Origin of the sequence: Nonomuraea sp. NPDC050404, assembly GCF_040655495.1 — a bacterium.
Classification (GTDB): Bacteria; Actinomycetota; Actinomycetes; order Streptosporangiales; family Streptosporangiaceae; genus Nonomuraea.
The window spans coordinates 25,952-41,440 of the sequence record NZ_JBFAKB010000008.1; the positions used below are offsets into that span (position 1 = coordinate 25,952).

At 70.7% G+C, this 15,489-nt stretch carries 13 protein-coding genes; 5 read left to right on the top strand and 8 right to left on the bottom strand.

The genetic code is table 11. The features are described from left to right. Window positions 1-6 precede the first annotated feature (6 nt). The 5 genes from AB0I81_RS23280 to AB0I81_RS23300 all read left to right on the top strand — a co-directional run bounded on the left by AB0I81_RS23280 (window position 7) and on the right by AB0I81_RS23300 (window position 7,916). Complete coding sequence (locus AB0I81_RS23280; protein WP_360659846.1) at window positions 7-1,899, top strand: hypothetical protein; 1,893 nt, start codon at window positions 7-9, stop codon at window positions 1,897-1,899. Between the two features lie 187 nt (window positions 1,900-2,086). Then, window positions 2,087-3,610 carry an MFS transporter gene (locus AB0I81_RS23285; protein WP_360659848.1) on the top strand — a complete coding sequence of 508 codons (1,524 nt, stop codon included), beginning with the start codon at window positions 2,087-2,089 and terminating at the stop codon, window positions 3,608-3,610. 102 nt (window positions 3,611-3,712) lie between these two features. Next, a complete protein-coding gene (locus tag AB0I81_RS23290; protein ID WP_360659850.1) occupies window positions 3,713-6,409 on the top strand; it encodes a P-loop NTPase fold protein in 2,697 nt (898 codons plus the stop codon). 186 nt (window positions 6,410-6,595) lie between these two features. After that, window positions 6,596-6,988 carry a peptidase inhibitor family I36 protein gene (locus AB0I81_RS23295; protein WP_360659852.1) on the top strand — a complete coding sequence of 131 codons (393 nt, stop codon included), beginning with the start codon at window positions 6,596-6,598 and terminating at the stop codon, window positions 6,986-6,988. 37 nt (window positions 6,989-7,025) lie between these two features. Then, the gene (locus AB0I81_RS23300) at window positions 7,026-7,916 is read left to right on the top strand and encodes a hypothetical protein (RefSeq protein ID WP_360659853.1); all 891 of its coding nucleotides are present in this window, start codon (window positions 7,026-7,028) and stop codon (window positions 7,914-7,916) included. Here the strand turns inward: AB0I81_RS23300 and AB0I81_RS23305 are convergent. The 8 genes from AB0I81_RS23305 to AB0I81_RS23340 all read right to left on the bottom strand — a co-directional run bounded on the left by AB0I81_RS23305 (window position 7,894) and on the right by AB0I81_RS23340 (window position 15,407). Beyond that, complete coding sequence (locus tag AB0I81_RS23305; RefSeq protein WP_360659855.1) at window positions 7,894-8,904, bottom strand: hypothetical protein; 1,011 nt, start codon at window positions 8,902-8,904, stop codon at window positions 7,894-7,896. The two genes, AB0I81_RS23300 and AB0I81_RS23305, sit on opposite strands and share 23 nt — an antisense overlap. 2 nt (window positions 8,905-8,906) lie before the next feature. Continuing rightward, window positions 8,907-9,212: an MmoB/DmpM family protein gene (locus AB0I81_RS23310; RefSeq protein ID WP_360659857.1), complete on the bottom strand. Its 306-nt coding sequence runs from the start codon at window positions 9,210-9,212 to the stop codon at window positions 8,907-8,909. Window positions 9,213-9,238: 26 nt separating this feature from the next. Next, the gene (locus tag AB0I81_RS23315; RefSeq protein WP_360659859.1) at window positions 9,239-9,595 is read right to left on the bottom strand and encodes a Rieske 2Fe-2S domain-containing protein; all 357 of its coding nucleotides are present in this window, start codon (window positions 9,593-9,595) and stop codon (window positions 9,239-9,241) included. Further along, the gene (locus AB0I81_RS23320; RefSeq protein WP_360659861.1) at window positions 9,585-9,836 is read right to left on the bottom strand and encodes a toluene-4-monooxygenase system B family protein; all 252 of its coding nucleotides are present in this window, start codon (window positions 9,834-9,836) and stop codon (window positions 9,585-9,587) included. Before AB0I81_RS23320 ends, AB0I81_RS23315 begins: the two co-directional genes overlap by 11 nt. A 17-nt stretch (window positions 9,837-9,853) precedes the next feature. Then, window positions 9,854-11,335 (bottom strand): YHS domain-containing protein, encoded by a 1,482-nt coding sequence (locus tag AB0I81_RS23325; RefSeq protein WP_360659863.1) that lies wholly within the window; start codon window positions 11,333-11,335, stop codon window positions 9,854-9,856. Between the two features lie 72 nt (window positions 11,336-11,407). Next, window positions 11,408-12,703 (bottom strand): extracellular solute-binding protein, encoded by a 1,296-nt coding sequence (locus tag AB0I81_RS23330; protein ID WP_360659865.1) that lies wholly within the window; start codon window positions 12,701-12,703, stop codon window positions 11,408-11,410. A 59-nt stretch (window positions 12,704-12,762) separates the two neighbouring features. After that, window positions 12,763-14,574: a vWA domain-containing protein gene (locus AB0I81_RS23335; RefSeq protein WP_360659867.1), complete on the bottom strand. Its 1,812-nt coding sequence runs from the start codon at window positions 14,572-14,574 to the stop codon at window positions 12,763-12,765. A gap of 269 nt (window positions 14,575-14,843) precedes the next feature. Continuing rightward, window positions 14,844-15,407 (bottom strand): hypothetical protein, encoded by a 564-nt coding sequence (locus AB0I81_RS23340; RefSeq protein WP_360659869.1) that lies wholly within the window; start codon window positions 15,405-15,407, stop codon window positions 14,844-14,846. Window positions 15,408-15,489: the final 82 nt, after the last annotated feature.

Sequence of the window (15,489 nt, forward strand, 5' to 3'; positions counted from 1 at the left end):
CGCGGTATGACTTCCAGCGGCAAGAGCCTGGCACCGTTCGTCGGGCTGCAACCGTTCCGCCGGGAGGACGTCGCCAAATTCCACGGGCGAGATCGCGAGATCGGCGAACTCACCGAACGCTGGCAGAACAACCGCCTCACCATCCTGCACGGGCCCTCGGGCGTCGGGAAGACCTCACTGGTCACCGCCGGGGTGCTGCCCCGGCTCGACCTGTCGCGGTTCGACGTGCTGCCCGTGGGCGGGGTGAACCGTCCGTCCTTCGTGCCCGCGGCGTTCATCCCCGAGGGCAGTGATCCGCAAGCCTTCGCGCTGCTCGCCGCGTGGTCGCCGTACGAGAACCCGATCCGGTTCGCCGGCCTGACCATCTCCGCCTACCTGCGGCACCACTGGAGCCCCAGCGGCCGCCCGATCATGGCCGTGCTCGACCAGGCCGACGACGTCTTCACGGCCTTTCGCCGGTCCTCGCGCGACCACTACCACCTGCTCGACCAGCTCGGCGACGCGCTCGCCGCCGACGACCTGCCGCTCAGGCTGCTCGTCGTGGTCAGCGACGACCAGCTCGAATCACTGCGGCGGCACGACGGCCTGCGGGCCCACATGGCCAGGGGCGCCTCGTTCGGGCTGCGGCCGCTGGGACCGGACGCCGCGCTGGAGGCGTGCCGCCGCCCGCTCGAAGCGGCGGGCCGCGAGTTCGAGCCGGGCGTGGGCGAGGCGCTCGTCGACCGGCTACGGGACGCCGGCCCGGCGCCGTCGGCGACCGTTGAGCCCTTGCACCTGCAGCTGGTGTGCACCGCGCTGTGGGACTCCGTCGGCGACCGCACCGCGGCCATCGGCGCGGGCGACCTGGTGGACGTCGACGACGTGCTGGGCTCCTTCACGCATCAGGTGGTCCACGAGGTGGCCCGCGACCACTTCGAGGGAGACGCGGACGGGCTGGTCGAGCTGTTGCGGCCGATCGCCCGCCAGGACAAGACGTGCGAGGAGCTGCCCCAGCCGGTCGCCCAGGCCCTGACGGAACGCCTGGTGCTGCGGGTCGGTGAGAAGTGCCGCTACGAGATGCCCCAGCGGCTGGTCGATCCCTTTCTGCGCCGCACCGCCGGCGTCCCCGACTCCACGGTGGCCGACCGGCTGGCCGCGGCCGGCGCCGCGCTGCACAGGGGCTGGTTCCACATCGCCGAGCGGTACGCGCTGGAGGAGATCGGCCTGCGGCCCGACAACAGGATGCGGGCCAGGGCCGAGTCGCTGCTGGGTGACCTGGCGTACCTGCGCGACGACGGCGACGCCGCGCTGGAGCACTATTGGGAGGCGGTCCGCCGTTACGACACGAGGCCGGGCTCGGACCAGATCGTCGCCACACATCTGACCGCCATCGGCCGGATCCTGCTCGACCGCGGCGCGTACCAGGACGCCGTCGCCCAGCTCGAGTCGGCGGCCAGGCGCAGCAGGGAGCCCGCCATCCGGACCGAGCTGGCGTGGGCGTTGTGGTACGTCGGCCGGGAGAGCGGGGCGGTGGACGTCCTGGACAGCGCGCTGCGCCAGAGCGGCGAGCAGCCCGAGATCCTGCGGGCCAGGGGCGAGATCCTCTCCGACCTGGCCAGGTACGAGCGCGCGCTGAGCGACCTCGGCAAGGTCAAGCCGCATGAGCAGCCCTCCACCCAGGCCGCCTACGCCCTGGCGCTGGCATTGAGCGGCGACGTGCGCAAGGCGGTCGAGGCGATGCCCCAGCTCGACGTGGACAGCGACGCGGCGACCCTGTTGCGCGCGGCCCGGGTGATGAAGGTGGCGGGGCGTCACTCGGAGGCGTCGAGGCTGGCGTGGCGGGCCCGGGAGATCAGGGGCAGACGGCCGCTGCCGCCGCAGCTCACCGAGGCCGCCGATCGGCTGATCGTCACCGCCTGAAAAAGTTTTAAGTGGCCTTGGTAACAGGCGTGACTGATGTTGCTCTATTATCATCGCGTGCCTCGGGCATCAGCCGTGTGCCATTTGGGAATCAGAGGCCGCCAACGTCCGTTTCTGCGATAAAAGCGGTCACGGGCGTGGAGCGAGCTTTGTGGTTAAGGATCTTTTCAGGGATAATTCGCCCTTCATGTGGTCTTGGGTGGGATCGACCCTTTCCATGTTGGGCAGCCGTACCGTCGGGGTGACCTACCCGCTGCTGGCGTACGAACTCACCAGGTCACCCGGTGCGATCGCCCTGGTCATGTTCGCCTCGACCGTGCCCGGTCTGCTGTGGTACATCCCGGCCGGCGCGTGGATCGACAGGATCGGCCCCCGCCGGGTCATGGTGTGGAGCGAGTTCCTCCGTGGCGCGCTCGTCGCGGGAATCGTGTTGTCCATGGTCACGGGGACACTTGAGCTCCATTGGCTCCTGCTGGTCGCACTGGTTGAGGGAACGATCTCGGTGCACTCGTCGCTCGCGGAGACCGTGCTGATCCCGTCCACGGTCAAGCCGGACAAGGCGGGCCAGGTGGAGACCGCCCTGGCTCTGCACGAGGCGTCCGTGCACGGCATGGTTCTGGCGGGGCGTCCCTTGGGGGGTCTTCTTTACGGAGTGCACCCGATTGTCGCATTTGTTGCAAATGCAGTGATGCTATTCGGGGCCGCGGCGACGCTGCGCAAGGTGCCTCGCGATATCACGGCGAAGGGAAAGCCGCTCGGTGAGATTTTTGTGGAGATGCGAGGCGGTTTGACCGAATTGCGGAGGAATCGCTTCCTTCGTTCTGCGACGCTCATCACGGCACTCATCAATTTCATGGTCCAGGGCATGATCGTCGTGTTTCTGTGGGAGGCGACGAACGACGGCCTGCCCTCCGCCCTCGCCGGCACCATCCTGGCCGCCTCCGGCATCGGCGGCGTCATCGGGGCGATCACGTCGATCCGCCGCGGGCGGGCCGATCGGCGGACGCTCCGGCACAGGCCCGTGATGCTGGTACACCTGTGGGCGTGCGCGGTGGCGCTGGCGCTGCCGCTCCTCCTGCTCCAGGTGTGGTGGTCGTTCGGGGTCGCGCTGCTCCTCATCGGGCTGGCAGGCGGGCTGAGCAACGTCACCATGCGTACCGTGCTCAGCCAGGTTCCGCTCGACCGGATCGCCCGCGTGGCCGGGGTGTCCCGCCTGGGCAGCTACAGCGCCGTGGCGCTCGGGCCGCTGCTGGCGAGCCTCCTGGTCGGGCACGTGGAGTCCTGGGTGGCGCTGCTCATGCTCTGCGTCCCCATGGGAGTGGTGGCCCTGGCGATGACCACGGTGCCCAGGCTCAGGAGCAGCCTGGTGTCCGTGCCGAGGATGGAGGCCGCCGTGCGGAACGCGGCGGCCGTCGTGAGTTCGGCGGAGGTCGCGCCGGACAGGACCGAGGAGGCCATGCGCGGCACGGAGACGCCTCTGCGCAGGATGGATGACTCACTGCGCGGTGTCGAGACCACCTCGCTGCCTGGTGCCGAGGCCACCGAGCCGCCTGCTGTCGGGGTCACCGAGCCGAGCGGGGTCAGGGCCGCCGAGCCGAGCGGGGTCAGGGCCGCCGAGCTGCGCGGGATTGACGCCACTGAGCCCGCTGAGCCGCGTGGGATCGAGGCCACCGGGCCGCAGATCGCCGGACCGCAGGCGGCCGTCACCTAATCGGCGAAGACCGGTGCGCTGGGCGCCACTTTCGGTTGCAATCAGAGCATGGCAAGGAGATTTCGTGCGCTGCTGCCCCCATGCCTCACCCTAGGTCTTGTCGTGAGCCTCGGCGCGGGCCTTGTTCCGGCAGCGATCCCGGCACAGGCCAGGTCGTCACACGCCGGAGCCGCGGCGGCGCCGGAGTTCCGGGACGAGGACCAGCTCTCCATCGCCCTGGAACGCCTGCGCACCGGTGCCTGGCCGGTCGTCGTCGTCAATCCTGGCCCGGCCATCGACGTCGAGGTCCAGGTCGCGGGACCCATCGCCGACGCGATCGCGCTGAAGGGCGGTAGCCGGGCCCACATCCCGGCCGGGGGTTCGGCGACGTTCACTGTCGTGGGCAGCAACTCGCGCCCGCACGCCGGCTCCGGTCAGCTCGTCCTCGTCTCGGAGGCGGGCATCGACCGGTTACGGGTGGCCGTCACGACGCAGCCCTCCTTCCTGACGCGCCATCCGTTCGTGCCGGTCGTCGTTGGCGTCCTGCTGCTCGTGAGCATCGTGGCGGCCCCGCTCTCCTGGTGGCGACGGCGGCGCGGGCGGTCCCGGGAGATGGGGGAGGCAACGGCGCCGCGTACCCGAGCCCCCGCGGGGCCGCAGGGTTTCACGCACAGCGACGAGCCCGTGTACGTGGATGAGCTCAACCGCGCCGCCTACGTCCGCCAGCTCGCCGCGCTGGCCCGCGAGGCCACGCCGCCCATGGTGATCGGCGTGTTCGGCGAGTGGGGGACCGGCAAGACCTCGATGCTGATGCAGGTCCGCGAGCAGCTCGCACGCGACCCCGACAAGTACGCCCACGTGTGGTTCGACCCCTGGCGGCACCAGCACGAGGACAACCCGGTGCTGCCGCTGCTCCATGCCATCGTCGACGGCCTCGGCCTGCAGGGCAGGGAGAACGTGCGCAGGACGCTGCGGACGATCTCCGACATGCTCGGCTCACTCGTGTTGTCGACCACGCTCAGGATCAGCCTGCCCGACGTGCGCAAGTCGATCGAGGACTACGACGCGGAGCACTTCCGCATCCGTTCCGAGCGCACGCGGCTGGACGAGTATCTGCGCGTCCTCATCGAGACCGCGCTGGCCGTGCGCGGCCAGGAACGCCTGATCGTGTTCGTGGACGACCTGGACCGCTGCGAGGCGGATCGCATCACCGGCCTGCTGGAGTCGCTGAAGCTGCACTTCAACCGGGACAACTGCGTGTTCGTGCTGGGCGTGGCCAAGGGCCCGCTGATCGCGGCCGTGCGCGAGAAGTACAAGGAGGATCCGGTAGGCGACTACCTGGATAAGATCATCCAGTTTCCCTTTGAGATGCCTCGGATGTCCGAGGAGGACTTCGCGAGCTACCTGGAGCGCCTGCTCGCGGACAAGGACATCGAAGCCGCGGGCGGCATGCTGAAGTGCGCGCTGCCGCGCAACCCGCGTACGATCAAACGCTTCATCAACGTCCTCATCCTGCAGGACCGCGTCGCCAAGGAGACGGCCCACGGCCTCTATGACGTCTCGATCCTGGCGGCCGTCCTGCTGCTGAGGGACCGGGCGCCGGAGACGTACGCACAGCTCATGAAGGAGCCGTCGTTGCTGCGCCGGCTCGCCGAGATGCCGGAGACGCCCGCCGACTACGGTGAGACCGTCGCCGGCATCGTGGATGAGCTGCGCAGGGATCCGAGGAGGGTGCCGCGCGACGCGGAAGTCTACATCGACCTGGTACGCAAGTCGCCCCAGTCCAGCGACCCCTGGCTGAGCGGGCAGGAGGAGTCCTCCCACGAGATTCCGCTGGACGGCCTGGCCGGGCTCGTACACGAGCGGGTGGACCGGGAGGTCGGCGATGACGGCCCGCTGATGGACCCGGTGGTGCGCTTCAGCGGAGAGGACCCGCCGCGCGTGCGGGGGCTGGACGACATCCTTGGCCTGCGGACCGGCAAGCTGCTGCTGACCGGCGGGCCGGGGACGGGCAAGAGCGTCCTGGCGGCCCGGCTGGCGCGCCGGTTGTCGGAGCGGCGGGGTGGCCACGTGCCGGTGTTCCTGCCGTTCGCCGGGCTGGAGGTCGAGCAGTCCGCTTACGAGCGGGCGCTGATGCACGCGCTGGTGGCCGAGTACGGGCTCTCGCTCGCCGGCGCCAACGCCATGCTCGTGCGGCGGCGGCTCATCCTGGTGCTCGACGGGCTGGAGACGCTGGCCCGGGACGCGCGGGAGGAGTTCCTGGGGTGGGCGGAGCACACCGAGTTCGACGTGATCATGACGGGCAGGACCCCGTCTGCGCCGGGGTTCGAGGCCCTGGAGGTGCTCGGCGTGGTGGCGTCCGAGGCGCGCAGGCGGCTGGAGACGCTGCTCGCCGCCCGCAAGGTCGAGCCGGACCGCCTGCTCGGGCTGACCTCCGAGCTGCTCGGCTCACCCGCGTTGCTCGCGGTGCTCACCGGCGCGCCGGAGTGGATCGACGACCTGCCGCCGGAGCCGGTCTCCTTCGTGCCCTGGTACGCCGAACGGGCGCTGGCGGCGACGGCGGCGGCCGGGCTCGACGCCGGCGAGGTGACCGATGGGTTGTGCGCGATCGCCGCCGAGACGATCCGGCGGCGGCAGGACACGTTCCGGGGCGACGACCCGGACATCAGGACGACACTGCGGCAGGCGCGCGTCCGCGCGAAGGACGTCTCACCGCTGCTCACCGCCGCGGCCCGCGCGGGCCTGCTGCGGCAGTGCGAACCACGTGCCTACCACTTCCTCCACCCGCTGCTGCGCAGGCACCTGGCGGAGCGGCACTGACGCATCTCGCGCTCCGGCAGGTACGGGCCCGGGTGGCATGGCGCCCCTCCGGCAGTCCGGCCATGGCCGGGACGAGCGAACCGCGGCATTGCCGCATCGGGACCGCTACTTTGCGTTATGTTGTTGATGCACAGAGCGATGACCATCGTTGTGGCGTCCCCGGCGCCCCATCCGTAGGGAGAGCGTATGAAGCACAGGTTCGGTACGACCGTCGGTGCCGCGCTGCTCGGAATCTCCGGGCTGCTCGCGGCAGGATCCCCGGCGGACGCCGAAGCGCGGGCGCCCCGCTCGCTCACCGTCTACGAGCACGACGACTTCAAGGGCCGCTCGGCCCACCTGTCGGGCAACGACAGCAACTTCATGGGCAACTACTGGTCCGGCACCGGGGCGAGCATCAACGACAACATCAGCTCCTTCAGGAACCAGGGCGACCAGCGCGCGGTGATGTACTCCGACGCCAACTACAGCGGCGCCGCCTACTCCGCGCTCGCCCATTCCTCCGACAGCGACCTGACCCACAACAGCAACAACCCCGCCCGTTTCGACAACGTGGCCAGCTCGGTCCGTTTCGTGATCTAGAGGGCGGCACCCGCGAGACGCCACGAGGAGGCAAGCCGTGCCGATACCCCGGCCCGCCGGCCCCTTCTCTTCGGCGCACCCCTCCCGCGCCGCTCTTTCCCTTCTCGTCGCGGTGCTCCTCGCCGGGTGCGTGCCGACGCCGGAGAGCGTCGTACCGGCCGAAGTGAGCGCGGAGGTTCGCGGCCTTCGCGTCCCCTTCGACGACTTCACCCTTTCCCGCCTCGACATCCACACGATCGAGTACGCCGAAGACCTGCTCACCCGCGCCTGCATGCGCGCCTCCGGCCTCGACTGGGAACTGCTGCCACCGCCGGCGCGCACCGACACCGACCCGTTGCACCGCAGGCGCTACGGCGTGATCGAGCCCAAGGTGGCCGAACACCACGGCTACCACCTGCCGCCCCCGGCCCCTGACCAGTGGGCGCGCGAACAGGTGTGGCGACGGCGGGAGGCGCTGCCCCCGGCCGGGCGGCGCGCCGCGTACGGGCACGACGGCCAGGGCGGCTGCCGGAACACCGCGCGCACACGGCTGGCGGAGGGCATCCCCAAGATCGACCGGGGGCGGCTGAACGGCTTCATCGGCAGCACCTTCGAGGCGTCCCAGCGCCTTCCCGCCGTCGTCGCGGCGTTCGGCGCATGGAGCGGATGTATGAAGGACAGGGGATTCGCCTACCGCACACCCCTCGACGCCGTGAGCGACCCGGCCTGGACGAGCTCCGCCCAAGCCTCACCCCGGGAGATCGCCGCCGCCCGGGCCGACGTCGGCTGCAAGCGGGCGACCGGCCTGGTCGCCGCCTGGTCCGCCGCCGAGAAGGCCGTTCAGCTCGACGCCATCGCCGCCCACCGCGCCGAGTTCGACCGGTTCCGGCAGGCCCGCGACGCCGAACTGGGCGCGGCCCGGCGCCTCAGCTCAGGATCGACGCAGTGAGCCGCTCGGCGGAGGTGGTGACGGCGGCCGTCACCTCGTGGGGGTCCGCGGGGTGCGGGGCCGTGGCGAACACGGCGGCCAGACCTTCGACCGCCGCGGCGGCGCGCGGCGTCCAGGTGTGCTGCCAGTCGGTGACGGCCTTCAGGTTCTCCGGGCGGGCGGCGAGCGCGTACCGGGCCAGGGCCGAGCTCCACGCCTGGCTGCGGGCGGTGTCGGTGCCGGAGTCCGTCAGCAGCCGCGCGGTCAGGCCGTCGCCGTGGGCCTGCGCCAGCTCGGCGAAGGAACCCTTGAACAGCGCGTCGAAGGCGGGCTTGACGACGAGGTTGAGCGCCACGAACGCCTCACCCCAGTCGTAGGCGAGCAGCAGCAGTTCCAGCGCCTCCCGGGCCGGCTGCCACGCGGGATCGTCCTGCCAGATGGCACGCGTCGCCCCGCTGTCGGCGAGTTCGGCCCCGTGGGCGAGGGAGAGCGACTTGGCCCGGTAGGCGATCCACTGCAGGGCACGCAGTTCGTCGGCGCCCTGGAACAGGGCCGCGTTCGTGATGGCCGCGCAGGGGCCGAGCTGGGCGACGTACATGCTGGTGATCTGCAGGACGTGCAGGGCGAAGCGGGCCGGCAGGTACGCGCGGCCGAGCACCGCGACCCAGGCGGGGTCGAGGCGCGCGTCGTGGTCGTCGGCCTCGAAGCTGTCCACGACGCCCTCGGCGTAGATCTCGCGGTCGTTCTGGAGCGCGACGTAGCGCCGGTAGTTGAGCCGTGCGGGGTCGCGGAAGCCGTCCCAGTCCGGCGCCTGCAGCAGTGAGCCCTCCCGGTAGCGCAGGTACCACTGGTTGATCGCGCTGCGCGGGTCGAGGTCGAAGGGCGCCGGCCGGCGGCCGAAGTGGTAGTGGAAGCCCCGGGTGACGATGTCGTACTCGTCGGGCCTGCGGCGCTCGCCGTCGAACAGGCTCCAGGTGCGCCGCCGGCGTGGGTCGCCTGCCGTTGCCATGGTCAGTCCTCCCTGGTCAGGTACCAGATGAGCTCGTCGTCGCCCTCATAGCGCATCCGGCCGGCGAAGCTCGCCATGGCCGGTTCGAGGCCGGAGAGCGGGAAGGCGCGGCCGGCGGCCTCCTCCAGGCTGGCGCGGGTGACCCGCAACCGCAGCGGCGCGTGAATGCGCACGTAGCCGCCGTGGTCCTCCACCAGCAGTTCCGTGCCGGGATTGTCGTGCTCGATCGCGGTCAGCAGGGCGTCCATCACGTCCGGGTCGAATCCCCGCACCACCGGTCCCACCAGCCGCGTCCGGTCCTCTGCCACGAGCGGGCTCCTCACTGGTCGCGCGGCTATCCGCGGCAACGGTTGTGGTGACGCAGGCCGTCGGCCGGCACCGCGACGTCGATCCGTTCCCCCTCCAGCCGGACGGGGAAGGTGTACAGCCGGCAGCTGTCCGGGTTGACTCCCCGGCCCGTGAGCAGGTCGAACTCCCATCCGTGTGCCGCGCACGTGAGCACGCCGCCGTCGAGGTCGCCCGAGGCCAGCGGGAACTCCGAGTGCGGGCAGAGCGCCTGGTAGGCTCGCAGCTCGCCGCCCGGCAGGTGCGCCAGCAGCACGGCGTCGCCGCCCACCTCGACCTCGGCGAGGTCGCCCTCCCACAACTCGTCCAGGGTCGCGGCGGGCAGCCAGCGGAGGTCAGCGCTCATCGAAGAACGCTTCCACGTAGTCCAGCGGGCTCAGGCCCGCCTCGCCGACCCGCTGGCCTGCGGGCAGGATCCGGCCCTCGTGACGTACGCGGACGGGCCCCGATCCGGCCGGCGCCCGGCGGCCGGCGACGTGCACGGCGATCTTCCGGCCGACGACCTCGGCGGTGTCCTGGTCGTCCACCAGGACGAGCAGTACCGCGATGTCGCCCCGGAAGCTCGCCGACAGCGGCAGCAGCGCCATGAACCCCTCCTCGTGTGTCAGCGGGCCCAGTCGTAGCCGGTGGCGTCGCGGCCCTGTTCGGCCTCCGACAGCCCCATGTAGCGCAGCACGCCGCCCAGGTCGGGCGGGGTGATGTCGCCGCCGAGCAGGCGGTCGATGAGCGACTTGTGCCCGGCGAACCGCTCCGGCCGGGAGGTGAAGATCCACTTGCACGGCTCGGAGCAGAACAAATAGGTCCGGCCCTCGTACGTGTGCCGCAGCGGCGCCGGCGAGTCCAGGGCGCCGGCCGTGACGCCGGCGGGCCGGACGATGGGGATCTGGCAGAGGTTGCACATGAGCGGCAGCGTCTCGGGGAAGGTCGCCGCGACCTCTCCCTTGCGCAGGTTGTCCTGGATGACGTCCCAGTTCCGGCCGAAGGTGTCATTCCACCCCGGATACTTCTCCTCCAGCCACGCGCGCTCGGCGGCCGACGCGCCCGCGTCCGGGTTCCACCAGACGGTGGGCCGGTAGGTCCACACGCCCAGATGGATGGCGTGGTGATACCAGGAGAGCTCGCGGATGAACTCCTCCCAATACCAGGGTCGGTCCAGGCCGAAATCGTGGAACTGCTCCGCGAACTGTTTGATCACCCAGTCCTCGATGAATTCCTTGAACGACATCCGCCGGCTTTCCAGCGGCGTGTAGTAGTCCATCGACAGACCGGTGAGCACCGCGAAAGCCCGCCACGACCGCCAGAACATATGGTCGATGAGGAACTGGCCCCATTTCTTGTGCCCGTTCTCGATCAGCACTTTGATGGTCGGCTCGCCCTGCTGGGAATGACGGGCCTCATCGGTCTGGATGCTGGAGATGAGCGCGCCGAACTCCAGGTCGCCCACGTCCATGGCGTCCGCCGCCATGCCGAGGAACTGCAGGTTCGTGAAACCCGTCTCGAAGGTGAAAGTGAGCTGCAGCGCCATGGAGACCGCGTCGTTGGCCAGGAACATGTCGTCGAACAGGTGCCGTACGGCGAGCACCACCCAGTTGTCGGTGTGGAACGCCTTGAGCGCCCAGTCGGCGCGCGGCTCCTTGTCCAGCAGCCCGTAGGGGAAGAACGCCTGGATCTGGCCGTGCCGCATCTCGTCCAGCGCGCCGAAGGTCGCGGTGTTGCGCCAGGCCGCGGCCCGCCCGAACCGGGCCATGCGCGCCTCCCCGATCGAGGCCAGGAATTCGGGCATGGTGATGGCGCCGTAATGGGCCAGAATCACCGATTTCCAGCCGGGATCAAGCTGGTCGAACAACTTCGAGCGCCCGACCGCGTTCTTCAGCGAGTAAGTCGTGGTGTCCTTGGTCACCTGGTTGTGCACATATTCCCGATAACTGATCTTGTACGGCTCGTCCCACCGCAACCATCCTTCACTGGGGATGCGATGGGAGCCGGACAACTCCTCCGGGAATGCCGCTTCCTCGGTGACGTAGCGGAAGGTCCAATTCGTGTCGCGTGACAGGTCGTACCAGTCGCTGCGCGAAAGTTTTGGCATGATGGCCTCCCGGCCCCGGCGCTCGTCCCATCTGTTCATAAATGCAATCCGGGCGAATGTAAACACTCCGGGTCAGCTCGCCCCCGTGCAGGGCGTGTCGGACGCGCGGCGCCCCGCCAGGGCCTCCTGCAGCGCGGTGGCGAGTGCGGACAGGTCGATGGAAGAGGAGCGCCCGCCCTGCACGGCGGTACGGACACAGGACCGGAACACCTCGCTGAACAGGGCGTAGTGCGGCGAGGCCGGCCGGGTCACGGCGTCGTCCAGTCCCGCGCGGACCACCATGGCGAGCGTGCGCAGGTCATCGGCGCGCAGCGCGAGTTCGTCGTCGCCGCCTTCCTTCCCGCAGGTCGTGGGCCGTTCCCGGAAGTCGGTGTACACCTGCTCGATCACGGCGGGGTAGCCGCCGCAGGTGAACAGCGTGGTCTGGGCTTCGCGCGAGGTGAGGAAGTCGATGAGCTCCCTCGCCTCCGCCGCGTTCGGGGAGTTCCTGGCGATGGCGAGGTTGAAGCCGCCCAGCACACCGCGTGCCGGAAACCGGCCGATCTCGAAGCGCAGGCTCCCGTCCGCGGCGCGCATGGCGGGATCGGCGGCCAACTCGTGGAAGGAGTACGCCCAGTGCCGCAGGTAGCCGATCTGCGGCCGGCGGAACTCCCGCATGCTGCTGCGCTCCTGAAGGGTGCGGTGGTCCGGCCGGCGTGCGATGGCGCCGGCCATCATGGCACCCCACTGCCGCAGCGCGACCTGGGCCTTCTCGGCGTTCTCCGGCTCCGCGACGACCACGCGGCCGTCCTCGACGACCTCCGCGCCGTAGGAGTGGATCGCCTCCAGGAGGTTGACCGTGCCCCCCTCGTAGTCGTCCCACTGCCCGGCATAGCCGTCCCGGGCGGCGAGCCGCAGGAAACGGCCCACGTCACGGGGGTACTCCCGGCCAGCCTTGTAGTACAGCAGGGGCACGTTCGTGCCGAACGGCACGGCGTACTGGCGGCCGTCCACCTGGCCCGTACGCAGCACCTCGGGCACGAACTGCGCGCGCCGGTCCGCACTGAGCGGAATCTCATCGATGTAGCCGTTGCGGGCGAACTCCTGGGTCCACGCGACGTCCAGGATCAGCACGTCGTAGGAACAGCGCCCGGCCTGCGCCGAGGCGGCCATCTCCTTGCGCTCCTCATCGGTGTACTGGCCGACCTCGATCAGTTCGGCCCGCGTGTGCCCGCCGGAGTTCCACTCGTCGAACAGGCGGCGGCGGTGCGTGCTGGCGTTGACATCGTCGCCGGCGACCACCCGGATCCCCTTGGCCGGCGGGCACACGTGCTCCCCCGGAGCGTCCAGGCCCGCCGCCACCTGGTACAGCAGCAGGCCGGCGCTCATCAGGAAAGCGACGGGGACCAGGACACGTTCGGGACGTGGGGCGCGTCGCCACCTGCCGATCACTGGGAACGGTCCCTGATGGCGGAGATCGTGGTGCGCAGGGCCTTCTCCAGTTCGTCGGCCGCCACGGCGACGCAGGTCACGCGGTGCGTATCGGCCGCACCTGTGCCGCCGGGCGGGCAGGGACGGTCGCCGACCACGAGGATGTGCACGGAGCCGACCGTGTCCGAGGCTCGTTCCGCCCGCCGGACGGCGGTGAACGCGTCCCGCTCGTCGTCGAAGGGGCCACCGTCGGTGATCACGATGACCGGCATGCCGGGAGCGTCGATCTTGTCGGCCAGTTTCTTCAGCGCCTGCGACACCGGCGCGTCCGCCGCCCCCGCGGGGCCGGGGACGAGCCGTTGGAGCAGGCGGTCCCAGTCCTGGAGGTGGTAGGCCGCCGGGGACGCGGTCACGGTGGTCGCGCCGCCGGCGCGGAAGAACGAGCTCAGGTAGAGGGCGTCCCTGCTGCCGAGCGCGGGACGGACGGCGGTGAAGGCGTCCTGGATCCCGGGCAAGGGGGCGGCAGGCGAACGGACCATCGACCCCGAGCCGTCCAGCGCCACCTGGACACGAATGGGGGGCAGCTTGGCGTCGACGGCGGCCCGGACGGAGTCCAGGCTCGTCTCCAACGGCTTGTCGTCCGAGTGCGCCGGGCGGCCGAGAGGAGACGTCCTGTCCAGCCAGCCGGCCAGGTCGCGCGCGGCCTCATACCGCGTGCGCTCCCGGGGTCCCGGCCAGAGGACGTGATAGATCGGGTGCTTGATGAGCGGGCCGTCCTCGGACTCCACGTCGTGCAGGCCCTGGTGGCCGTACAAGGACTCGCCGGGGCAGTCGAAGCGGGTCAGCACGTCCTCGGTGCCCTCGCGGACGACCCGCGCGGGCACGAGCAACGCCAGGTCGCGCCGCTCGTCGGGTGGCGCGGCCCGGAACCGGCACAACAACTCCATGACGGTGCCCCCGAACGCCGTGCTGCGGGCCAACTGCTCGCCGTCGTCGGTGGCCACGACGCGGGAGGCGGCGAGGAGACCCGCGACCGACAGGCTCGGCTGCGGGTAGACCAGCCGCATCTTCAGCTTCCCCCGCGCGTCCGACACCGCTGTCGCGAGGCCGGCGGCGTCCATGCCCTGGGGCAGGGCGTCGCGACGGACGCCGGGGACGGCCAGTGTCAGGCGGTCGGTCCCGGCGTCGCCCGCCGGGGTCACCGTGATGGTCCCGCCGTCCTCGCTCTCCACCGTGTCCCTGCCCCGGCCCAGCACCAGATCGCGCTCCTGGGTCGTGGTCGCGACCCAGAGGTCGGGCCGCGGAGACAGGAGACGGACGAAGGGGACGGCACTCTGGTTGTGCTGCCCCCGGGTCCAGGCGTGGCGGAAACCGTGGTGCATGTCGGCGGGTGCGGGGGAGGCGTACACGGAGACGCGGTGCCGCGCGCAGCCGTCCGCCGACCGATCCTTCATGTACGAACGGGCCTCCGCCCGCAACGCGTGCACGTTCTCCGGGGCGGTCATGACCGACAACTCCAGCGGTGTGGCGCACGGCCCGGGAACGACCTGCCGATGGAGCCAGGCCCCACCCCGGACCAGCAGCCACGGTACGGCGACGGCGCAGGCTCCGGCGAGCGCGGCCAGGTAGACGGCCAGCGACAGCCTGCCCAGTCGGCCCAGCCGCAGCCGGGCGGCCCACCGCCCCAGCCGGTCCGGTGTCCTCTCTCCGAACCGGTGCCACCATCGCGCCCCCAGGTCCGTCACCCGCCTGCGTACCTTCTCCGGGCTCACCTTCGACAAGGCGCGCAGGACCAGCAGGATCAGCAGGGCCAGGAGCGGAAAACCCACATAGGGACCACCTGGAAAGCCGGACAAATCCCCCCAGACCTGGTTGACGATCGGCGGCGCTGCCGCGCTCGCCAGCGCTTGCAGGACGATGACACGGGAGTCCTGGCGCGGCGAGCCCTCTTGCCGTGCTGACGAAGGCGGTTCGGTCATGGGGGGAACGTCCGTTGCGGGCGCGCAGGGAGAACGCGCCGATCGATCGGTGGCGGGTTACGATACTAACCGCACACCTGCCAGTCCGTGACAGAGATGTCACTTTCGGTAAGTGGCGATCATCCGGGCCGGGCCTGCTCCCGCGTGCGCCGGCGGTGATAGGCGAGCGTGGCCAGCGCGAGCAGCGGACCCCAGAGCAGCAGCGGAACGTAGGTGAGGCTCATCACCCAGGCCGCCACGCCCTCGGGAAAGCTCGGATCGTGCTCGGCCCCCGCGAGCACGAGCACGATCTTGATGCCGAAGACGACGCCGAACATGGTCAGGATCACCGAGGCGATCGTCGCCGGGATGACGGCCGCGGCGGGACGCACGGTCCTGCCGCCGATGAACGGGATCCAGCGAGGCGCCCGTTCCCCCCACGGTTGCACGAGGCCGAGGGCGAGCAGCGCGCATGCCTCGGTGAGCAGGCTGAGGGTGACGGGCCACACGGATCCGCCGCCGGGGATGTGGGCGTTGCGCAGCCAGGCCGCGTCGAAGCCGACGGGGATGCCGGCCGCCATGGCGATCCGCCATATTCCGGACGGCAGAGGAGCCAGCGCGGCGCCATGGGCCGCCAGCCTGGCCCATCGGGGCACGGGCGTCGCCGGGTTGTTGAGCGGTTGGCGGGTTTGCGCGATCGACATGGAACCGAGTCTGGCCACGCTCGGGCGGCCGGGGCAGATGCCGTCCGGCCTCGTTGACACCGAGATCCGGGGCCCGATGGGT